Below are 20,705 nucleotides of genomic sequence, written 5' to 3'. Positions count from 1 at the left end.
TGTAGCAGATTGAAGTGACCTTTCATGTACGTTGAAGAGATAGAGAACGAAATGAAGAAGGACTTCAGGGTAAATATTGACCTCAGATTGAGTGAGGCTTATGTTGTCGGGGCAGGCGATTCTTACGCGTCGGCGTTGGTAGCTGAAGGGGAGACGGGAGGAAGATTTAAGGCTATGGACCCTTACGAAGGACTTAGCTACTCCCTTACAGACAAACCAGTCGTTTTCATTTCGGTCTCCGGCAAACCCGTATTCAACGTTAAATTAGCTCAGATATTGAAAGGGAAGACTGAGACCTTCGCTTTAACGTCAAACCTAGGTTCTAAGCTATCCTCCTCTGTAGACCATGTAATTGAAATTCCTTACTCTTCTACTAAATCCATGCCGGGCACTCTCTCTTTCCTCATGACGACATACGCGATCCTAAAGATAGCAGGAGTGAATCCGATACACGAGAATCCGATAGTATTTCCCTTGGATAACCATCCCTTCTTTGTCGGATCTAAGGGAAACTACGGTATATCTTACTACGCTTACTTGAAGATGAGTGAGATATTTGGAGCGTATTCAAACGCTGAGAGGACTGAGCAGTTTTGTCACTCTCCAATTTTTTCATCTATAGATAGACAAATTATCATTTTCGGTAACTCCGAAAGAGAGAAGAGACTCAAGGAACTGTTAGGTTCGTCAGCGTTTCTGACCAAGATCCACGACCCTTTAACTAACGCACTCAGTCTCATTTACTCTATCTTGAGGAGAATGAAGGAAACTGGTTGGGACAAGATATTCTTTCTAGACTGCAGAAAAATATTAAACGTCAGTTCCGCTATGATTTATTATGACACAGGAACCTGAACTCGACTTAACCGTAGCTGATACCAAGTGTGGATCTGATTCCCCTTCAGTTAGGATAATGAGGTTCTGGGTCGAAGTCGGAGGAGACAAGGACGTAATCATTAAGGCACTTAAAGGGGTTCAGGTAGATCAAGTAGAAATGTGGAGCATAGCAATGGAAGAGAAGGGGGTAAAGGTTCTGGAAAAGAAGGATGAAGGTAACGTGATAGCATATAAGATTCATCTACCATAAGGTGTATAGTTTGAACTATGTAATTTTAGCTAAATATGTAGGTTTTTTTCTAGCATCAATCTCTGTGATTATTTATAGTTTCGCCGGTCCTATTTTGAGAATTTTCACTTTTCAGGGACTTGTAGTCTCTGGCGGTCTTCTAGGCTGGTATACCCTGATTTACAATAACCCGAAGGACAAGGTAATAGAGGTTGACGGCGAATCAGTTCCCACTGCGTCCATCATGCTAAGGAGGAAAGCGTTGGTGGGAATTCCTCTCTCCATACTTTTGATAGCAATGTGGGAGGACCCATCAATATTTATAACAACTTTCTCCGATCCGTTCTCTTTCGCTTTAGCCCCAATATCGCTTTTCATAGGAGGTTTCATCATAGGGTATCTAATTTCGTCTTTAAAGTTCACAGAGAGGGCTCTTCTATACCTCCTGGGATTGATGGGTAGTATGTCTACTATCATCATAGCATATCTAGATTCTACTGCTTTAGGAGCTAATCAAGTCGACATTTTAAGCGTAGTTCTCACTTTGATATACTTGGTCATAGTACCTGAAGCAATGTCAATAATCTATTACATAATGAGGAAGGTGAAGGGTTTCTGAAGGGCAAGGTCTTCATAGTAGGTGTGGGTCCGGGAGACCCAGAGTTGGTAACTGTCAAGGCACTTAAGGTTTTGAAGGATGCGGACGTGATACTCTACGACAGATTAGTAAGCGAAGAAATTTTGAGTCTATGCCAAGGAGAGAAGATTTACGTTGGCAAGAGCATAGGTGAGGCATGGAAACAAGAAGAGATAAACAGGAAGTTGGTTGAGGAAGCTAAGAAGGGAAAGAGAGTAGTCAGAGCCAAAGGGGGAGACCCCACGGTGTTCGGCAGAGGAGAAGAGGAATGCATTTTCGCACTAAGAGAAGGAATCTCCTGCGAGATTATACCGGGATTGACTAGTGCGATTGCAGGGCCTGAGCTAGCGGGAATTCCGGTTACAAGCAGGATAGTCGCTGCATCTGGATTCACAGTGATATCTGGGACACGAGCGAAAGGTGAGTTGGATCCGGACTTCATTCCTGAAAAAGGCACTCTGATAGTCCTCATGGGCATACACGACATAGAGGAGGTGCAGAGGGTCATCCTTATGAAGAGAAGAGGAGACGAAAAGGTGGCCATAATAGAAAGCGCTTCAACGCCAAAGCAGAGGGTAATTACTGGAACGTTGATGAAATTATCTGAGCTGGTAAAAGAAGGTCATGTCTCCTCACCTTCAATCATAGTAGTAGGCGAGGTCGTATCCCTGTCCTTCAATCAATAGTTATTAACTCGTTTCACTATCTATTCACGTGTATCCTCCAAAATTTGGTTACGTAATACCCGAGAACATTCATGAAGCAATGGAATTCTTGGAAAGCCACGATGATTCCAGACCTTTAGCTGGAGGACATTCTCTAATACCGATGCTGAAGCTCAGAATAATACGTCCCTCTTACTTAGTGGAGTTAAAGACCCTCAAAGACCTTCAGGGGATTAAGAAAGGTAGTGAGTACAGAATCGGTGCATTAACTACTCATTACGAGATATCTAAAAGCGGAATACCTTTACTCAGCCAGACCGCCTCGGTTATCGCTGACCCTCAGGTTAGAAATATGGGGACTATAGGAGGTAGTATATCTAACGCCGACCCTCTGTCGGATTACCCAGCCCCACTCATTGCAACTAACGCTAAGGTTGTGGTCATCTCAAAGAGAGGAGAGAGGTCAGTTCCCTTCGATCAGTTCCAAAAGGACATGTTCACTACAGACTTGTCGCAGGGTGAGTTAGTAAAGGAAGTCGTAGTGCCAGCCATGGACGGGTATCGCACTGATTACGAGAAGCTAGAGAGGAAGGCAGGAGATTACGCTATAGTAGGTGTTGCTGTAGCAATAAAGGAAGAGGAGGGTGTGGTGAAAGATGTAAGGATAGGCCTCACGGCAGTTAATAACAAGGCTATGAGAGCGAAGTCTTCAGAGGAAATCTTGATGAATAACGCACTTTCCGACGATTTGATATCGAAAGCCGCAAGCGCAGCGGTAGAGTATGCCAATCCCTCTTCAGACATCAGAGGTTCGGCAGAATACAAAAAGAAAATGGTAAAAGTTATGACTGAGAGGGCTTTGAAGAAGGTGAGAAAATGAAAGTGGTCAACGCAAACGAGAAAGTATCAATAAAACTCAGAATAAATGGGAAGGACTATGAAGACGTAGTTGAGCCGAGAAAGCTCCTAGTACATGCTCTCAGGGACCTGGGGTTCACAGGGGTTCATGTAGGATGTGATTCGTCAAATTGCGGAGCCTGCACAGTTATAATGAACGGTAAATCAGTGAAGTCTTGTACATTGCTTGCAGTAGAAGCTAACGGAGCCGATATACTTACGATAGAGGGGTTAGAGAAGGACGGGAAGTTACACCCGATTCAGGAGGGATTTTGGGAGAAGCATGGGCTTCAGTGCGGGTATTGCACACCTGGTATGATAATGGAAGCATATTTCTTGTTGAAGGAGAATCCTCATCCGACGGAGGAGGAGATAAGGGAAGGAATATCAGGCAATCTGTGTAGGTGTACTGGGTATCAAAACATAGTTGAAGCGATAAAATACGCGTCGGAAAAGATGAACTCTAAGACAGACTGAGGTCGTCTCTCGTATCTACGTCCTTGACAACTCCTATCCCACACTCTACAGTCGACGTTTCCATTTCCCTCAAGACATTTCTCATCCCCTCATCTCCTGAAATCCTATCAAGGAACTTCATCAAGGAAGAAGTCCTAAATAGAACAGGGTTTCCCTTTTTCCCACCATGAGTGGGGATCACAGCGTCTTTCACCTCCATAGAAAGTATCTTCTTCACGTCCTCTCTGGTAACGAGGGGCATATCACCTAAGGCTATGAGAACGTATTCGTGATCCTTCATGAACCTCACTCCGAGCTTTATTGATGTGCTCATACCTTCTTGCCACTTTGGGTTATAGATCATGACCTCATTTTTCAATTCCTTAAGAATTTCCTCTGCGTATCTCCCAATTACTAACACTCTATCTACTCCTTCAAGGGAGAGGAGAACCCTCTTGAGGATTGGTTCCCCGTCAAAGGGGGAGAGAAGTTTATTTCCCCCGAACCTCTTTCCCTCTCCCGCAGCTAGAACCACGGCTCCGACGTCCATATGACTTATTTTTCCGTCTTGTTTATCTATTATCATGAAATATGAAGGTCAAGTAAACGTGAACGCTACAAGGCAGGAAATAATGTCCTATATGGACAATATAGAGAAGCTCGTTCCTTGTTTCCCTAAAATAAAGCAATTTACGAAGAACCAAGACGGTTCCTATGACGTTGTAGGTAGCGTAGGAATAGGTTTCATAAGGGGAGATTACAAAGCCAACGTTAAGATAGACAAGGTTAATGATACTAACTTGAAGATGATAGCTAAGGGAAAAGGTATGAACAGTAACGTGGACATAGACGCTAGCATAGAAGTACAGGATAACTTGATAAAATATTCCGCTGATGTGAAAGTATCTGGAACTCTCGCCACGGTAGGTGCCAGAATGATGGGAAGCGCCATAGAAGGGATAGTTAACGATCTATTTTCGTGTTTTAAAAAAGAGATAGAGAAGAAGTAATTAACATCTTTACAAGAGAAAATTCTAATCTCTAGGCATCCAAAGGGTATAAGCGGTGCGACGCTGTTTGCCTATATTTTTATAATGCCTTTCCTATAATCCATCATTATGGAACTTCAGGGAGAAGAGAAGATCAAGGATGATACTAAGCTAATAGAATTTTTATCAAAAAAGGAGAACCTAATATGTTGTATACCCGGCGTGGTAGAAAAGGACGGTGATAAATTTCTGAGTAAAACTAAGGTCGGTTTCATTTCGCTTGAGCTGAAGGGAGAAATAAAGGACTTTCAAGTAGACGGAAACAAGTTTATTAATGTGATAGAAATTCAAGGAGCAGGAATGGAGATAACGGTTAAAACTACTCTGGAAGTTGAAAAAATGATTCTGAAGTGGAAAGTGGAGTATCAGGCTGAGGGAGGGCTTGCCCAGTCGTTCAAGAAGATCATCGACAGTCAAGCTGAGAAAGTAGCTAAAGACATAATCAACTGCAGTTTGCAAAAGTCAGGAGCGTTAAGCTAGGGGTTCCAACACTACACCTATTCCCCTAGTTCTTCCTTCCCTGAACACGAATATCTGTCCTTTCTCTATGTACTCTGGATTGTAGAGGAAATGAAGGATGACCTCACTCGAATCACCGCTCCTCAACACGTTCTTGTAAATCTTTTCGAACCTAACGGCTTGTCTTATTGTATAGAGATGCATAGTGGCTACGTAACCTTCCCTTATCGTGGTGGGGTGGTGCAGAATGAATATCCTTGCTTTAAACCTTCTAACCGCAGTCTTCCTTCCCTTGGACATGATCATCCCTTTCCTCAGAGATTCCTTGTTTAACCCTTGAATGGCGAACGTTGCAATGTAGCCTTCTTTCACTTTGTCTACAAATATTCTATTTAGTTGTATGCTCTTTACCTTAACTTGATAGAATTCCCCTACCTTGTCAGGGCCTATGAAGAAGTCCTCGTTTGATGACACTGACCCTCTCACAACGGAGCCCAATACCACAGTCCCTACACCAGTCACATTGTATATCTCATCTATGTAGACTAAAGGAAGGTCTTCGTTCATCTTTCTACTTGAGGGAGGTAACACGTTCAGAAGCTTAACTAGTAAGTCTATCCCTTCGCCGGTAACGTTAGACACTTTGAATATCGGCACTACCCTACCAGTTCTCATTGCAAGAATAGAGTTAAGGAGGTCTCCTTCGTCTTCCACCTCTAAAGCCAGCCTATTGATTCCGGGTATCTTAAGTACTGACTTCACGTCATTTATTATTTGATCTATCCTTTCTCTGGGGTACTTGTCTACCTTAGTGATGACCACGAAGACGGGAAACTTGAGTATTGAAGCTATTGCGAGGTGTTCTCTCCCCATTATGCTGAGCCCGTCATCTGCACCTACTACTAGCATGACGTAATTTACATCATATCCCAGCAAACCCTTCAGAGTAGTTCTCAGGTACCTCTCATGACCTCCAAGGTCGATTAACCTCACTACCTTGGAGCTCTTCATCGTTATGTCGGCCTCGTCCAATGGATCTCTAACGTATCTGTTTACTACCTCACCATTGTCATCAAATCCAAGTAGCCTCATGCTTATGGATGACGTCCTTCCAGAGATGACCTCGTGGAGGTGTCTAGCCACTACAGCCCTGAGGGAACCGTTACCGTCATCGTATTTCCCTGAGATCAGTACTCCCGTCAGAGTGCTCTTCCCCGCGTTTACATGTCCCATAACTGCGATGTTTATCTCTATGGGGACTTGTTCCTTGAACAGACGGATCATCACTTCTGCTACTTGTCTTCCTTTCCTGACCTCCACTGTCCTCTTGTAAACTATCCTGGCGTTTATCAGCTCTGCTACTCTCTCCAGGACTTCGAGGCTTAACCTCATCTCTTCCTCTGTCATCCCTATTACATCTCCTTCGTTGCTGACCCCGAGCACGTAGAACGCCTCTCCGTTACCTTCCTCAAGCCTAAACCTCATTTGGGTAGCCAAGGACTCGAGCCTGTCCTCATCAAGAGAAGAAAGGATAAGCTTATATTCTATTTTGCCTATGTCGTTCTCGCGTGGATACTTCATTAAACCACTTGCACAAATTATAAATAACGAAAGTCGTAAATAAACCTTAATTGGTGTTACTTTGGAGCCTATCCTAATCTATAGAGAAACCATGAAGTGCCCAATATGCGGAAATGATACTCTAGACGCAAAGGACTACCTTTACGAGGTTCCAGAGGAGGGAAAAGTAGTTCTGTCTAACTGGGAGTGTTCCTCCTGCGGGTACAAGTTCAGGGACGTTAAACCGTACGAGAGCTCTGAGCCGAAGAGGTTAGAGTTGTTAGTAGAAGACGAGAACGACATGAGTTCCTTGGTCTACAGATCGTCTTTCGCCAAGGTATATATCCCAGAGTTAGATTTTGAGGCTGAGCCTTTAAACGGGACAGGTGCAGTTACAACCGTGAGGGGTCTTCTCGAGATATTCCTGGATCAAATAGGTAACCTGATGGACACCCAAGATATAAGGGAGGCAATGGACGGAAAAATGAAATTCACTTTAATTATAGAGGATGGATCTGGATTGAGCTTCATAAAGAACGAGAAGACCAAGGTCACTCGATTTTTATCTCCTTCCCCTCCATAGCCTTAGGATTCTTCTTCTTCAATGTTATCTCGACTATTCCATTCTTGTAGTTGGCTTTGGCAGAGTTCTCATCCACCTCTGCTGGAAGTTCTACTTCAGCATAGTACTTCTTTGGAGCTGAGTCTGAGGTGTACAACACTAGTTTCTGTCCCACTATCTTAAGCTTCACGTCGTCCTTGCTTATCCCTGGTACCTCAGCTACTACTTTTACCTCTTCTCCTTTCTCTAACACGTCCACAAGTGGCTCTATTTGGTCGCTCACAATTGGTCTTCCTTGAGCTTTTTTGACGTTTCCGAACTCTTCAATTTTAGGAGTTCCGTCCGGTCCGACGCTTATCTTTACTCCGTAAATGTAAGGACCGTTTTCGCCTGGTTCCTTTGAAATCCCTCTCATGAATTCTCTTTCTAGCCTCCTGAACTCCTCGTCCATTTCAGCCATTATCTCGTCCATTATATCAAATATACTTCTTCTCTTTACGGGCATGTTGATCACTGAAATAGTGTTGAATTGCAAAGACTTAAAATTTTCTATCTTGAATATGCTAATATCCAATGCTAGTTTAAACCTAGATAAGGAAAGCTTCGTAAAAGCTAAGTATGTAAGGTAAGACTCTTTTTGGATTTAAAGAACAGTACCAATAGGCTATGTGGATCTCAGAATAAGGAGATATAGAGACTGAATTACAACTATAAGTTTTCTCAACTATTAGAATAAAAAAAATTTGGATATTTCCTAATTTCATTTACTTTTTTGTATTCCTAGTGCTGTACTAGCTCTAGCAGTAGACCCATGACGCTTTTAGGGTGTACGAAGGCCACTGTGTGTCCCATGGCTCCAGGTCTGGGGGACTTGTCTATCAGGGATATCCCTTTTCCTTCTAAGTCTTTCAGGGAGGCACTTATGTCGGATACCCTCACTGCCAAGTGGTGCATTCCCTGTCCCTTGTTCTTGAGGAACTTCGCCACGGTGTTGTTCATATCGTTATGGTCTACTGGTTCCAATAGTTCCACAGCCGTTTCGCCTTCCTTTCCCTTCAAGAAGGCCACCTTGAGCCCCCTGTCCTTGAGGACGTCATTGTATACACACTTCATGCCGAGTTTCTCTTCATAGAACTTTATTGCTTCTTCTAAATTCTCCACGACCACTCCGACGTGGTCAATGTCCTGAGTTTCCATAGAGAAAATCAACAATTTAGACTTATAAGCTTGTTTAAAAACGCAAAGATTATATACTATTTAAACTTAACATACATGGGTATTTCTCGTGGACATAGAAAATAAAATAAATGAATGGCAAGAGAAAGTGTACAAAACATGGGTAGCCAAGAGAGCCGAGAGGAAGAAGATATTCAGAACTCCTTCTGGGATTGAAGTAAGTCCGCTTTATACTCCCCTAGATGTGAAAGGAGACTACATGGATAAGATAGGGCTTCCAGGTGAGTATCCGTTCACTAGGGGAATTTACCCTAACATGTACAGAGGGAGGATATGGACAATTAGGCAGTACGCAGGCTTTGGTTCCGCTGATGACACAAACAAGAGGTTCAGGAGCCTCCTGGCTGCAGGACAGACCGGGCTGAGCATGGCTTTCGATTTGCCTACTCAGTTGGGGCTAGACCCAGACCATATCCTGGCGATGAGTGAGGTGGGAGTGGTCGGCGTGTCTATGTTCCATTGGAAGGAAATGGATAGGGTCATGGACCAGATACCCTTGGATAAAGTATCAACTTCCATGACAATAAACGCCACCGCAATGGAGCTGGTCTCCATGTACGCAGCTACAGCTGAGAGCAGGGGGATCTCTGCAAAGGTACTTGACGGTACTGTTCAGAACGACATCTTGAAGGAATACATAGCAAGGAAGAACTTCATCTACCAACCGGAGCCGTCGATGAGGTATGCCATAGATGTGATAGAGTATGCCGCGAAGAACATGCCTAAATGGCACCCCATAAGTATAAGCGGGTACCACATAAGGGAAGCGGGGGCTGACGCTCCCCTAGAAGTGGCGTTTACGCTAGCAGACGGAATAGAATATGTGAAGCAGACCGCTGAGAGGGGAATACCGGTAGACGAGTTCGCATCTCATCTTTCATTCTTCTTTGCGGGGTATACGAACGTCTTCGAGGAAGTGGCCAAGTTCAGGGCTGCGAGGAGGATGTGGGCAAAGATAATGAAGGAGAGGTTCAATGCTAAGAAGCCCGACTCATTGATGCTTAGGTTCCACACTCAAACCGGAGGGGCTGAACTTACCGCCCAGCAGCCCGAAATCAACATAGTGAGGACAACACTTCAAGCCTTGGCTGCAGTTATGGGTGGAACCCAGAGCCTACACGTCAACTCCTACGACGAGGCGCTTTCTTTACCGAGCGAGAAGGCAGCTAAGATAGCTATAAGAGTACAACAGATAATTGCCCATGAGAGCGGTGCAGTTGACACTGTAGACCCCCTGGCGGGGTCTTACTATATTGAGTGGCTGACAGACCAGATAGAAGAGAGAGCTTGGAAGATCATCGATACCATAGACTCTATGGGAGGAATGCTGAAGGCTATAAGTGCAGGTTATCCGCAGTCCCAAATAGCTGAAAGCGCTTACAGGATACAGCAGATGATTGAAACAGGAGAGATGGTGAAAGTAGGAGTAAACATGTATTATGAGCCTGACTGGGTAGGGACCACTGAAGTTTTCAGGGTCAAGCCTGAGGTTAGGGACACTGTAATGGAAAGACTAAAGAGATATAGATCAGAGAGGGACGAGATGAAGGTCAGGGATTCCCTCAACGAACTGAGGAGGATGGCCGAGAATAACGACGTGAACTTGTTCCCATACATGTACAACGCTATAAAGGCCGGAGCAACCGTAGGAGAGACAAGCAAGACCCTAAGGGAAATATGGGGAGAGTATAAGGAACCAATTATCTTCTAAGATCCTTATTTTTGTTTGTAATTTCCTTCATTTTCTTCTCGACCTTTAGGTATATGTCCTTGTTGTCTACGTTAACTTCGGGCTTCTCCCTCACCACGTCCCATTTGTCCCAGGGGAAGATTACCCATTTGTCCACAAGTTTGTAGTAGAAGTCTGGGTACTTCCTGGCCCAAGGCTTAACGTAGACTGTAGCGTATTTCACCGATTTTGGAGAAAACATGGCGATCACGTTGGACACGGTCTCCAACGTTTCTCCGCTATCTGCCACATCGTCTACTACCAGGACGTCCCTGCCTTCCACGTCGTCAAGACACACCGACTTCACTACCGGCTTTACGTCCTTTTGTCCGACGTTCTTGTAAAGTTTTATTTCTATATACCTAATTCTATCCACGTTCATTACGTCCTTCAGGAGCTTGGAGGGAACTAAGCCCCCGGTTGGTATTGCAACTATTACGTCTGGAATGAAGTTCGAGTCGACGGCCTGCTCTGCTATGTTGAGAGTGGCTTTCTCTATCTCGTCCCAAGTAGGGACGTAGAAGTCATTCACCTAAGACCACCAATGGTATTTCGAATTCTTCGGGCAGGAGTCCTCCATGATGACCTTTGAGCTTAGCGTACTCTCCGTTGTCCTTGTAATCAAAGATGTATGACTTATAGTCAGTTGGAACGCCGATGTAGTCTGGAACGTAAGACTGGTCCGCTACTCTACCGAGGAGGGACTTCTCCAACACCTCATTCCTGGAAAACATTTTCAACGTCTCGTACTTTCTGGAAATATATGTTGATAAATCATACCTCGACCTCATGAAGAGCGCTCTAGAGTCCCCGTAAGGAGGAACTTCGAGCATGTCCATGAGCTCCTTGTCGTCCATGAGAATCAAAGATTCTGATACGGAGACGTGGCCGTGATCTGCAGTTATGAAGGTGGAGAACTTGTCGGCGTTGTTCTTGGCAACGTTGTAAACTCCCTCGAAAACAGCCTTAGCCGTGGAGACGGTAGGCTCCACATAAGGACCATACTTGTGGGACATGGTGTCAACGTCGGGGATGTAAAGATAGACGAAGTCGTAGTCTTTTTGAAGTGAATCTGAGAAAATGTAAAGGGCATCCCACAGATTGGAGTAAGTTTTAGTCTCTGTAGTGTTCTCATGTGTAGCCTTCGAGAACTCGTTTCCGTCTATACCTCTAGGCACTATTTCAACGGTCTTCTTTTCCTTTACCTCCTTCAGGTATCCCTTCACGTTCGGAAATACCTTGTCGAAACCTATAGAGTCCTTGAAGGAGTCCCTCTCCTTCACCGATGGATGTGTGAACCTCAGGGTGTTTATCACGCCTCCCATTCTCTTCACGAATGTGTTGTACCCCAACACGCCGTGCTCTCCCGGCGTCATGGCGGTGAATAGAGTCGTGAGAACTGTTGAAGTAGTGGAAGGAAAGACTGTGGTAATCTTCCTCGCCTCTTTAGGTATGCCGACTTTGCCCAACGTACTCCATCCCAGTCCGTCGAGAAGAACCAAGGCCGCTCTTCTACTGTGTACTTCGATCTTTCCCAAGCAGTTCCTCTCCACCCCAAGGAAGGAGGATATGCCGCACGCTAGCGTGTAGATGTTTTCCGACGAATAATCAGGATATCGTAAATCCATAGGATAAAGATTTATTCTAATTAATTAAGCGTTTATGGGTATGGATTCAACTTCGCTAGTAGGGCTTCTTATAGATCTGTCATACGTTGCTATGGGACTAGTAATTTTCGGATTTGGTGCAGGGATAGCTTTGTGGTTCCTGAGAAAGAAGGGGAGAGTATGAACTACGACGCTATCGTAGTTGGAGGAGGTCATAACGGTCTGGTAGCGTCCTTTTATCTGGCAAGGAGGGGTCTAAAGGTAGCTATACTGGAGAGAAGAGAAATTGTAGGCGGGGCGTCAGTTACTGAAGAGCTCTGGCCTGGCATAAAGGTATCAACAGGTGCCTACGTGCTTAGCTTGTTGAGACAGAGGATAATAGACGACATGAACCTCGAAGGGAACGGGCTTTACGTTTACAACAAGGATCCCGGTCTATTCTTACCTTTAGGTGGGAGGAAAAATCTCTATATTTGGAACGACTTGAAGAGGACTCAGAAGGAAATAGAGAAGTTCTCCAGGAAAGACTCTTTATCTTATAGTAAGTGGGTGAGGTTCTGGGACTCCTTCTATCAGATGGCAGATTTCTTCATGCTCAACCCTCCTATCTCACTCTCAGAAGTAGGAGATCTCTTGTATAGATTTAAGGGGTCTATAGACGAGGAAACTCTCACCTTGATAGGCCGGACCTTCCTCCAGGATGCTAGGTCGTTTCTGGACGAATTTTTCGAGAGCGATGAAGTTAAGTCAGCGCTTATAGAAGACTCAGTGGTAGGGACTTTCGCGTCCCCTTCAACTCCTGGCACGGCTTACGTCCTGGCACATCACGTCATAGGAGAGGTGAATGGTATCAAGGGAATGTGGGGCTACGTCAGGGGAGGGATGGGAGGAGTTACCTCAGCTATGGCGAAAGCTGCGGTCAGAGTTGGAGTAGACATAATCACATCTACCGAGGTGGAAGAGATTCTCGTAAAGGACGATACTGTAACGGGAGTCAAGACTAAGGACGGTAGGGTAATAAATTCGAGGATAGTCTTATCAAACACTGACCCAAAGACTACCTTCCTGAGGTTAGTCAAAGAAGTGGATAACGATGTGACCAAGAGGATCTCAGCTCTCAAAAGTAAGGGAGTCTCATTCAAGCTTGTAGGTTATACTGAGGAACTGCCTGACTTCGGGAACGGCACCTCTCTCAGCCCTGAACACGTAGCTTCAGAGCTCATAATGCCAAACGTAGATTATATAGAGAAAGCATACGACGATGCTAGGACATTAGGGTACTCAAGAGAACCGTGGCTATCCATCAACTTCCAGACCTCAGTAGATCCTACGGTCGCACCTTCAGGCAAGCACGTTTTCTCCATATTCGGGCAATATTTACCTTTCAGCAACAAACTAGACGACATGAAGGAGAAAATAGCCGGCATAACTATAGATAAAATAAGGGAATATGCGCCTAACTTCAAGCCAATAAAATACGAGGTCATAACTCCTCTCGATATAAAGAGAAGATTTGGGATATGGGAAGGAAACATATTCCATGTAGACATGACTCCAGACCAGCTTTACGTTTTCAGACCTACCGTGGGGATGAGCAGATACAGAACCCCTATCAAGGGACTCTATCTGTGTGGCTCAGGAGCTCATCCAGGAGGAGGGGTGACCGGGGCTCCAGGTTACAACGCCGCGCACGCGGTTTTAGAAGATTTAGGTGTTTGAAAGAAAGAATTTTTCTCGTTTTCTTTATTAATGTTATTTAAACCTGCTCTTCCATATATGAAATGACAGGAATGTATGGAAGCGATTCTTTTATGAGCATTTTATTAGTAATAGCGTTTAGTATTATAGTAGTAATAGCCATGAAACTGTTCGGTAAGTCAACGACAAACTTTGCTAACAGTGAGAAATCTATACAGCTTCAAGCAAAAAACCAGAAGAAACTAGGGATAGAGAATAAGATAACTTGGAATGACATAGGTGGTTACGAAGGCCTAAAGAAGGAAATAAGGGATTACATAGAACTGCCTCTGAAATACGAGAACGTGGCAAAGAAGTACGGATTAAAAGCACCTAAGGGGATTCTGCTATTCGGTCCCCCTGGCTGCGGTAAAACTCTCATGATGAGGGCCTTGGCTAACGACGCCAAGATCAACTTCATATACGTTAACATAAGCGACATAATGAGCAAGTGGTACGGCGAGAGCGAAGCAAGAATGAAAGAGCTCTTCGCTAACGCTAGGAAGAACGCTCCTTGTATACTCTTCTTCGACGAGATAGATACGATAGGTGTAAAGAGGGAGAACCACACAGGGGACTCCGTAACTCCCAGACTTCTTTCCCTCATGCTTTCCGAGATAGACGGCATGCAATCAGACGATGGCATGATCATAGTGGGCTCCACCAACGTACCTCAAATGTTGGACAAGGCCCTTCTGAGGGCAGGTAGGTTTGATAAGTTACTTTATGTAAGCCCGCCTGACTTAAACGCAAGAATGGAAATCCTAAACATTCATTGTAAATCCAAACCGCTCTCTCCTGAAGTCGACTTAAAGAAGATAGCAGAGATGACTGAGAGATATAGCGGGGCGGATCTAGCAAACATATGTCAAGAAGTGGCTAGAAGGGTGGCAGCTGAGGTTATAGAGAGCGGTAAGGAAAGGTTAATAGAGATGAAGGATTTCCTCGATGTCATAAAGAGCTACAAGCCGAGCATAACCCTTCAGATGCTAGAGGACTACGAGAAATTTAAACTAGACTTCGAAAGGAGGTCTGTCAGGGAAATAGACATAGAGGAAAAGACAGAGTCCACACTGGAGGACATTGGCGGATACGATCAAGTTAAGGCAGATCTGAAAGAGCTTTTGGAGCTGCAGTTCTTCCACTATAAACTCCTAGAGGACTTGAAGGTCCCTCCAATAAGGGGAGTTCTACTTTACGGCCCTCCTGGCGTAGGCAAGACCATGATGTCGCGTGCACTAGCTAGGACGTTAAACGTCAAGCTCATCCCATTGAGTGGAGCTGAGATAATGTACAAGGGATATGAGGGAGCTATAGCCGCAATAAAGGAGGTCTTTAACAGGGCAAGGGAGAACAAGCCTTCAATAATCCTGCTCGACGAACTCGACTCTATAGCATCTAAGAGAAACAAGAACGCTTCGGAATCTTCGAGGATCGTAAACCAGATTTTAACCGAGATGGATGGTATAAGGAGTTTGAAACAAGTCGTCGTAATAGGGACAACTAATAGGATGAGCGTAATAGACTCAGCTCTCCTTAGACCCGGTAGATTCGATAAAATAATTGAGATGCCTCTTCCTAATGAGAGCGAGAGGCTTGACATACTTGAGAAGTACCTAGGAAAGGATGTGTGCGATAGAGTTGGTTGTTCTCAGATAGCGAAGATGACGGATGGCTATACCGGAGCAGATTTGACCGCGATAGCGAGAGAGGCAAAGATGGTAGTTTTGAAAGAAATAATAAAGGGGAATAAGGATCGTAGGCTTACTTTTGACGATATGATGTGGGCTCTCGGAAAGATAAAGCCCTCATACAAAGAAAAGAAGAGGGTAAAAGTAACGAAGTCTAGCAAGTCAAAAGTTGACTAAAAACTTCTCGGACATCTAGAAAAATATCCTACAAGCACTTCTTAGTCCTATATTTATTAAGCAAAAATAATATTGAGTATGATAGAATAAAAGAGGAAGTTGAGTAAATCATTTTGTAGTTACAACAGTCTATAAAATGAGTTATACTATAGTCCATAAGAAGCTCTATTTAGGAGTTAAGAATAGTAGGAAGGAACTTCGTGAACAGAAGTGGGAATGAATAGCCAATTTGCTGAGGTATTTTATGTTAAAGATAAATCTATTAATTATTTTAACCTGATATAAAAGATATATATGCAATATGTATATATGCACGCTATTCCTTTTTTGTAACTATTACCCAATTCTTTATTCTAACTACGTCTGAGATTGTGGCATTTATTGGATTTTCCTCATCATCAACTACACGGTAACCCATTCTTGTACAGAAATTGGTAGAAGCAGCTATGTCAACATTCCTCAGCTTAGTTCTTATATCAAAGTAAAGTGAAGCCATTCCTTCACACACTAGCGACATGTCAAGGGACGCACTGCCTAATGTCCTCACCTTAAACGGTCTCTTGACCTTACTCATGATCTCTACTGCTTCATCTATCTGATCTATATCGTAATATGCAAGTACTGTGTTTGGGCTATCGACTGGAGTCTTCCCTTCTACATATGCCTTCTCCTCATCGTAAGAGTAAGTTTTCCCCGTCGTTAGATTAGCTACTATTCCAGCTTTAGACTCTCTTAAAGAGGAAGAGTCAGCGTCAAACATTGCTATAGATACAGAATACCAAGGTATTCCCATGACGAAGTTACTGCTTCCGTCTAACGGATCCACTACAGCTATGTATTCTGCGTTCCCTGGGTCGATGATTCCTGATTCCTCTGTAACCATTTTCACTTTGAGCCCGCTCTTACTGAAGTATTGTGATATGAAAGTCTCTATTTCCCTGTCAGCTATTCTACTTGTATCTCCAGCGTGGTAACCAACAATCCTAGACGAGTCAGGATCCCTTCTGATCTCATTCATGTATGAGAAGAGCTCTTTAGAAAGGGATAAAAGGATCTCCCTTAAATCAGTCATTTCTTTCCCTTCTTTTCGTTCAAGTAAGTGTACACTGCGTGAGACGCTACAGCTCCCTGTGCGGTTGCTGTTATCACTTGTCTGAATCCCATCCAGAGTCCAGTACAGTCGCCGGCTGCAAACATTCCCTTAACGTTAGTCCTCATCCATTCGTCGACTTTTATGTATCCTCTCTCGTCAGTCTCTATTCCGTTGGTTCTGGCGAACTCTATCGGTGGCTCGAAACCTATCTCCACGAATACTCCGTTCACGTCGAGCTCTCTTGTTTCACCGGTCTTCAGGTTCTTAACTACGGCTTTATTGACTATCTTCTCTCCTCTTATTTCGGTGACCGTAGAGTTAAGGATGATTTCGACATTGGGCTTCTGTTTTATTATCTCTACATAATACGGCTGACCTCTGAATTCATCTCTTCTATGTACTAAATATACTTTAGTAGCGTATCTTGAGAGAAGTTCGGCTCCCTCTAGAGCGGAATCTCCTCCTCCTACTATAACCACTGGCCTATTCTTGAATAGGGGAGCATCGCAAACTGAGCAATATGAAACTCCCCTACCCGTGAACTTGTCCTCTCCTGGCACGTTAAGCTTTCTCCTCTTTACGCCGATCGCAACGATTACGGAGGAAGCCTTATACTCCCCCTTCCTTTTTGTCTTCACTATGAACTCATCTCCCTCTTTCTTTATTGAGTCAACTGTATCGATTAAGACTGGTACGTTGTACCTCTCTATGTGCTGATTGAACGTCTCAATCATCTTTTGGGCTGGTAAGTTTATTAGTCCTAAGTAGTCATCAACGTCAGCTGCTTCAGTTAGCTGTCCTCCAGGGGTTTCACCTATGACGAGAGTCTTCATGATATACCTTGCTGAGTATAGAGCAGCACTGTAAGCTGCGGGACCTAATCCAACTATTATAACGTCAAATTTCTCTCCTGGTTTTACATTTGACGATTTTGGTAGTAAGCTCATAAGAGAAATCACTCTTACGCGACTTTAATTTTTTCCCTTTAGATTTTTGATATTAATGTTAAGATGTTGATTCTAACACGACTGCACTCTCAGAGTAGAGACTAATTCTTTCTCATGATTCTTAAAAATAATTGTTCTCGATTCCTAAATATCTAGTTTCTACTATAATATATATATTACTTATATATATGTATTAATTAGTTAAGAATATATTGATAATCTACAAGAAAATTGAATTAAAACATTTGTCTGGAGCTAAAAGATTCAACTTGAAAGTATTCTTTTTTACCACTTCCTATAAAATGAGCATGTTGAAGATTCTCTTAGTTACTGGTAAATTGGCTTACCCTATACTCTCTGAAGCAGTTAAGGCAATAAGGAACGCTGAAATAGACATAGTTGCTATGGACGTACCCGTAGCTGCGCTAATGAACGTTAGATACATAGCTGAGAGGCTGAAGGGAGTTAGAGGTTATGATTACATCATCCTTCCAGGTTTGGTTTTCGGTGATGCGACTCTCGTAGAGCGAGCCACCGGGATCCCAACAGTAAAGGGAACAGAGGAAGCATGGGACATCAATTTAGCAGTTGAAGCGCTCTTACAAGGCAAATCGCTTTCCCCTAGGGACCCAGCTGACAAGTTCATCTCCAAGGGAGATAGTGAAAAGTATCTACGTGAAATTGAAAGCAACTTCAGGGAAGCATTTACGGTTTCAGGATTGAGAATTCCCTTAAGACCGCCTCCGTTTAGGATATTTCTAGAAGTGGCTGAAAAACAGGAACTATCTGACATTAGAAGGGTAGAGAAATATGTCGACGTGATAGTTGTAGGCTTTCCAGTCGGTCATGAGGATAGGGACGAAGTTAGAAGGAAAGTTAAGGAAGCCATAGAGTTAGGCAAGCCCGTAGGAATAGACAGCGATTCTCCGAGTGAGCTCGTGGAGGGAGTTAAGGCAGGGGCTATGTTCGTCTTTAACATGAACGAAAGAAACATTGAAGCTCTATCTCAAGTTAAGAGGGATGCATGCTTCGTTGTTGCTCCTTACGAAGTTAACAATAAGAGTCAGGTCGTGTTATCTACTTTGAAGAAGGCTAAAGAGATGGGTTTCGACAGGATGATAGCAGACCCTGTCCTATCTCCGCCCCTGAAGGGTTTCGTGGATAGCGTGAAGGAGTACTCCAGCCTGAGGGAAGCTATTAATGACGTCCCCATCATGATGGGGATACTCAACTTCACCGAGTTGATTGATGTAGACAGTGTGGGGGTGAACGCATCGATGGTAGCTATAGCAGCTGAGTTGGGGGCTTCATGTCTGTTAACCATGGATAAGGGAAAGACTAAGTGGAGCGCATGGGAGACAAGGGAAGCTGGGAAGATGATGTCAATAGCCATGTCCAAGTCTAAGTTACCAAAGGACGTCGGTATAGACTTGTTAATACTTAAGGATAAGAGAAGAATCCCAAGGGAGCCAAGCAGAGGTATCGAAATAGGAAGGAATGAGCCAACCATGGATAGAGGCTTTTCAAGGATATACCTATCTGATGAAGACATAGTCGTAGAGTGGATGGGAGAAGGCGGTGAAATAAAGCTACACGGGAAAGACGCACTCAGCTTGGGAAGGAGCCTAATCAGGGAACTGGAGAAGAGAGGCGTCAAGCCTTCCCTAGAGCATGCTCTTTACATAGGATATGAGCTGTCCAAGGCTGAGGTAGCACTTTCAATTGATAAAAATTATATTCAAGACAAACCGTTATTTAAGAGGATTCCAAATGGAGAGAATATCGATACCTAAGTTCATCGAAGCTAGACTGGAAGGAGATGACGCCGACTATTATCTCACAGTGTCAGTAATACCTCCAATAGTAACACTAGAGAACTCAAATGATATGGAGAGGAAACTTCTCCTGGGTGCGAAAGAAGACCGCTATGAAGACCTCTGTAAGGCTCAACCTAGATTCTGCTATACAGTTATCTTCGGCGGAGTTTTCATTTTCAGGGAGGACAGCCCAATTGTCAGGTTTGAAAAGAGGGGGTATGTCAAAAAAATGAACAATCAGGGGAAGATAACCAGGGTTGAAGAAGTTAAACGAGCTATCATGGAAGAAAGGGAGGAATGTCTAGGTACTCCGGGAATATGTTTTCATTCCTCCAATCTAGAGGCTTCCCTCTGGATCGACAACATTGGGATAAGACATATTAAGGGTACTCTATGACCGCGTAAGCTCCCTTGCCTTCGCTTATCTTCAAACGTATCTGGTAACTCCCCTTTAGCTTCTCATGTAACTTCTTTGCTATATCCTGGCCTATGTACTCCACGGTGGCAAAGGGATGGTCTATTACCTTCGTGAGTACTACGAAGGGTCCTTTCATTTCTATTTTGTCCGCGTCTTTCCTGGGGATCAGGAGCTTATGGTCGTACTCTCTAACTACGTCCTGAACTATTCCTTTGAATATATCGAAGTCTATTACGAATCCGGTCTTCTCGTCTACCTCTCCTTCTACCTCCACAGATACTTCGTACGTGTGGCCATGTATCTGTTCATTCCCTGGAGAGGAAGGAGTATAGTGTGCCGAGTCTATCGTGAAACCTTCCATTCCGATTTTAACTTTCATTTGATTCACTTGTAAACATCTTCCTCAGGTTCTTATTAACATGCCTCCAAGTCGCCTCGCAGAGGTTCCTTATCTGGTCGCAAAGAGCCCTCACGTCTGGGTCTTCCCTCATGGAGGAGATTTTCTTATAAACCGAGTTCATGCTGTTGAAGTCCCCTTCAAAAATTAGCCTTTCGTTGTATTTGAGGTAGTTAGTGCCGAAAACTACATCTCCTCCCTCTTCTACCAAGTGATAGATAGTGTAGGTTGCATTTTCCAAGCTGATTCCTTCCTCACCTAGAATGTCTTTCACCTTCATTTTCAGTGAGCTAACGTTATCTCTAATGAGCGAGATTATGCTGTCGAGTATCTCTATCTGTTCCCTAAAGGACTCGTCGTTCAATACTTCCGCTAGTTCTGACTTCCTTAGACACTCAGTAGAACATGGAACGTTCTCCTCAACTACCTCTATCTTCATGTTGGGCGTCTTTTCTAGGAACGATCTTTCAGCGGAGTTCACACTTATATCTTAGAATCGAAAATA

General features: G+C 43.9%; 25 protein-coding genes. 15 read left to right on the top strand and 10 right to left on the bottom strand.

Translation table 11 applies throughout. From position 1 onward, the window contains the following. The first annotated feature begins 24 nt into the window (after nt 1-24). The 6 genes from IC007_RS12005 to cutC are packed head-to-tail and all read left to right on the top strand — an operon-like array spanning nt 25 to nt 3,742. Nucleotides 25-855, top strand: coding sequence for a hypothetical protein (locus IC007_RS12005; protein ID WP_054845830.1), 831 nt, complete (start codon nt 25-27; stop codon nt 853-855). Then, nucleotides 839-1,087 (top strand): hypothetical protein, encoded by a 249-nt coding sequence (locus tag IC007_RS12000; protein WP_054845829.1) that lies wholly within the window; start codon nt 839-841, stop codon nt 1,085-1,087. The genes IC007_RS12005 and IC007_RS12000 overlap by 17 nt, the downstream gene beginning before the upstream one ends. A 10-nt stretch (nt 1,088-1,097) precedes the next feature. Then, the gene (locus IC007_RS11995) at nt 1,098-1,685 is read left to right on the top strand and encodes a hypothetical protein (RefSeq protein ID WP_149528823.1); all 588 of its coding nucleotides are present in this window, start codon (nt 1,098-1,100) and stop codon (nt 1,683-1,685) included. After that, the gene (gene cobA / locus IC007_RS11990) at nt 1,682-2,389 is read left to right on the top strand and encodes a uroporphyrinogen-III C-methyltransferase (RefSeq protein WP_149528822.1); all 708 of its coding nucleotides are present in this window, start codon (nt 1,682-1,684) and stop codon (nt 2,387-2,389) included. The genes IC007_RS11995 and cobA overlap by 4 nt, the downstream gene beginning before the upstream one ends. 28 nt (nt 2,390-2,417) lie before the next feature. Continuing rightward, a complete protein-coding gene (gene cutB, locus IC007_RS11985) occupies nt 2,418-3,248 on the top strand; it encodes a glyceraldehyde dehydrogenase subunit beta (protein ID WP_054845827.1) in 831 nt (276 codons plus the stop codon). Beyond that, entirely contained in the window at nt 3,245-3,742 is a 498-nt protein-coding gene (cutC, locus tag IC007_RS11980) for a glyceraldehyde dehydrogenase subunit gamma (protein ID WP_054845826.1), read from the top strand. Before cutB ends, cutC begins: the two co-directional genes overlap by 4 nt. On the opposite strand, the gene IC007_RS11975 is transcribed toward cutC, so the two are convergent. Next, entirely contained in the window at nt 3,729-4,307 is a 579-nt protein-coding gene (locus IC007_RS11975) for a nucleotidyltransferase family protein (protein WP_232048929.1), read from the bottom strand. The genes cutC and IC007_RS11975 overlap by 14 nt on opposite strands. On the opposite strand from IC007_RS11975, the gene IC007_RS11970 reads away from it, so the two are divergent. Further along, nucleotides 4,306-4,731 (top strand): SRPBCC domain-containing protein, encoded by a 426-nt coding sequence (locus IC007_RS11970; RefSeq protein WP_149528821.1) that lies wholly within the window; start codon nt 4,306-4,308, stop codon nt 4,729-4,731. The genes IC007_RS11975 and IC007_RS11970 overlap by 2 nt on opposite strands. 108 nt (nt 4,732-4,839) lie before the next feature. Beyond that, nucleotides 4,840-5,250 carry an SRPBCC domain-containing protein gene (locus IC007_RS11965; RefSeq protein WP_054845825.1) on the top strand — a complete coding sequence of 137 codons (411 nt, stop codon included), beginning with the start codon at nt 4,840-4,842 and terminating at the stop codon, nt 5,248-5,250. On the opposite strand, the gene IC007_RS11960 is transcribed toward IC007_RS11965, so the two are convergent. Further along, nucleotides 5,242-6,810: a GTP-binding protein gene (locus tag IC007_RS11960; RefSeq protein ID WP_054845824.1), complete on the bottom strand. Its 1,569-nt coding sequence runs from the start codon at nt 6,808-6,810 to the stop codon at nt 5,242-5,244. The two genes, IC007_RS11965 and IC007_RS11960, sit on opposite strands and share 9 nt — an antisense overlap. A 91-nt stretch (nt 6,811-6,901) precedes the next feature. Here IC007_RS11960 and IC007_RS11955 point away from each other — a divergent pair, with 91 nt between their 5' ends. Next, complete coding sequence (locus tag IC007_RS11955; RefSeq protein WP_173569921.1) at nt 6,902-7,372, top strand: ZPR1 zinc finger domain-containing protein; 471 nt, start codon at nt 6,902-6,904, stop codon at nt 7,370-7,372. Here IC007_RS11955 and hsp20 read toward each other — a convergent pair. Next, the gene (gene hsp20 / locus IC007_RS11950) at nt 7,341-7,856 is read right to left on the bottom strand and encodes an archaeal heat shock protein Hsp20 (RefSeq protein WP_054845859.1); all 516 of its coding nucleotides are present in this window, start codon (nt 7,854-7,856) and stop codon (nt 7,341-7,343) included. The genes IC007_RS11955 and hsp20 overlap by 32 nt on opposite strands. Before the next feature lie 275 nt (nt 7,857-8,131). After that, entirely contained in the window at nt 8,132-8,548 is a 417-nt protein-coding gene (gene mce, locus IC007_RS11945; RefSeq protein ID WP_054845822.1) for a methylmalonyl-CoA epimerase, read from the bottom strand. A gap of 88 nt (nt 8,549-8,636) precedes the next feature. Between mce and IC007_RS11940 the strand changes: the two genes are divergently transcribed. Next, nucleotides 8,637-10,298, top strand: coding sequence for an acyl-CoA mutase large subunit family protein (locus tag IC007_RS11940; RefSeq protein WP_149528820.1), 1,662 nt, complete (start codon nt 8,637-8,639; stop codon nt 10,296-10,298). On the opposite strand, the gene IC007_RS11935 is transcribed toward IC007_RS11940, so the two are convergent. Next, nucleotides 10,288-10,848 (bottom strand): phosphoribosyltransferase, encoded by a 561-nt coding sequence (locus tag IC007_RS11935; RefSeq protein ID WP_054845821.1) that lies wholly within the window; start codon nt 10,846-10,848, stop codon nt 10,288-10,290. The genes IC007_RS11940 and IC007_RS11935 overlap by 11 nt on opposite strands. Further along, complete coding sequence (locus IC007_RS11930; protein ID WP_054845820.1) at nt 10,841-11,944, bottom strand: alkaline phosphatase family protein; 1,104 nt, start codon at nt 11,942-11,944, stop codon at nt 10,841-10,843. Before IC007_RS11930 ends, IC007_RS11935 begins: the two co-directional genes overlap by 8 nt. A gap of 40 nt (nt 11,945-11,984) precedes the next feature. Here IC007_RS11930 and IC007_RS14100 point away from each other — a divergent pair, with 40 nt between their 5' ends. The 3 genes from IC007_RS14100 (at nt 11,985) to IC007_RS11920 (ending at nt 15,528) form a co-directional block, all read left to right on the top strand. Beyond that, nucleotides 11,985-12,107 carry a hypothetical protein gene (locus IC007_RS14100; RefSeq protein WP_256202550.1) on the top strand — a complete coding sequence of 41 codons (123 nt, stop codon included), beginning with the start codon at nt 11,985-11,987 and terminating at the stop codon, nt 12,105-12,107. Beyond that, nucleotides 12,104-13,642 (top strand): phytoene desaturase family protein, encoded by a 1,539-nt coding sequence (locus tag IC007_RS11925; RefSeq protein ID WP_054845819.1) that lies wholly within the window; start codon nt 12,104-12,106, stop codon nt 13,640-13,642. Before IC007_RS14100 ends, IC007_RS11925 begins: the two co-directional genes overlap by 4 nt. A 92-nt stretch (nt 13,643-13,734) precedes the next feature. After that, on the top strand, nt 13,735-15,528 hold the full coding sequence (locus IC007_RS11920; RefSeq protein WP_232048928.1) for an AAA family ATPase: 1,794 nt from the start codon (nt 13,735-13,737) through the stop codon (nt 15,526-15,528). Nucleotides 15,529-15,844: 316 nt separating this feature from the next. On the opposite strand, the gene IC007_RS11915 is transcribed toward IC007_RS11920, so the two are convergent. Together IC007_RS11915 and trxB are read right to left on the bottom strand one after the other, a co-directional pair. Further along, the gene (locus tag IC007_RS11915) at nt 15,845-16,600 is read right to left on the bottom strand and encodes an inositol monophosphatase family protein (RefSeq protein WP_054845818.1); all 756 of its coding nucleotides are present in this window, start codon (nt 16,598-16,600) and stop codon (nt 15,845-15,847) included. Next, nucleotides 16,597-17,568: a thioredoxin-disulfide reductase gene (trxB, locus tag IC007_RS11910; protein ID WP_149528819.1), complete on the bottom strand. Its 972-nt coding sequence runs from the start codon at nt 17,566-17,568 to the stop codon at nt 16,597-16,599. The genes IC007_RS11915 and trxB overlap by 4 nt, the downstream gene beginning before the upstream one ends. 311 nt (nt 17,569-17,879) lie before the next feature. On the opposite strand from trxB, the gene IC007_RS11905 reads away from it, so the two are divergent. Next, entirely contained in the window at nt 17,880-19,361 is a 1,482-nt protein-coding gene (locus tag IC007_RS11905; protein WP_149528947.1) for a dihydropteroate synthase-like protein, read from the top strand. Next, nucleotides 19,339-19,782, top strand: coding sequence for a hypothetical protein (locus tag IC007_RS11900; protein WP_054845817.1), 444 nt, complete (start codon nt 19,339-19,341; stop codon nt 19,780-19,782). The genes IC007_RS11905 and IC007_RS11900 overlap by 23 nt, the downstream gene beginning before the upstream one ends. Here the strand turns inward: IC007_RS11900 and IC007_RS11895 are convergent. Both IC007_RS11895 and IC007_RS11890 read right to left on the bottom strand, forming a co-directional pair. Further along, the gene (locus tag IC007_RS11895; protein ID WP_054845816.1) at nt 19,766-20,182 is read right to left on the bottom strand and encodes a 6-pyruvoyl trahydropterin synthase family protein; all 417 of its coding nucleotides are present in this window, start codon (nt 20,180-20,182) and stop codon (nt 19,766-19,768) included. The two genes, IC007_RS11900 and IC007_RS11895, sit on opposite strands and share 17 nt — an antisense overlap. After that, the gene (locus tag IC007_RS11890) at nt 20,172-20,681 is read right to left on the bottom strand and encodes a hypothetical protein (protein ID WP_149528818.1); all 510 of its coding nucleotides are present in this window, start codon (nt 20,679-20,681) and stop codon (nt 20,172-20,174) included. The genes IC007_RS11895 and IC007_RS11890 overlap by 11 nt, the downstream gene beginning before the upstream one ends. Between the last annotated feature and the right edge of the window lie 24 nt (nt 20,682-20,705).

Origin of the sequence: Sulfuracidifex tepidarius (genome assembly GCF_008326425.1) — an archaeon.
GTDB lineage: Archaea > Thermoproteota > Thermoprotei_A > Sulfolobales > Sulfolobaceae > Sulfuracidifex > Sulfuracidifex tepidarius.
This window is presented reverse-complemented; position numbering and strand designations above follow the sequence as displayed.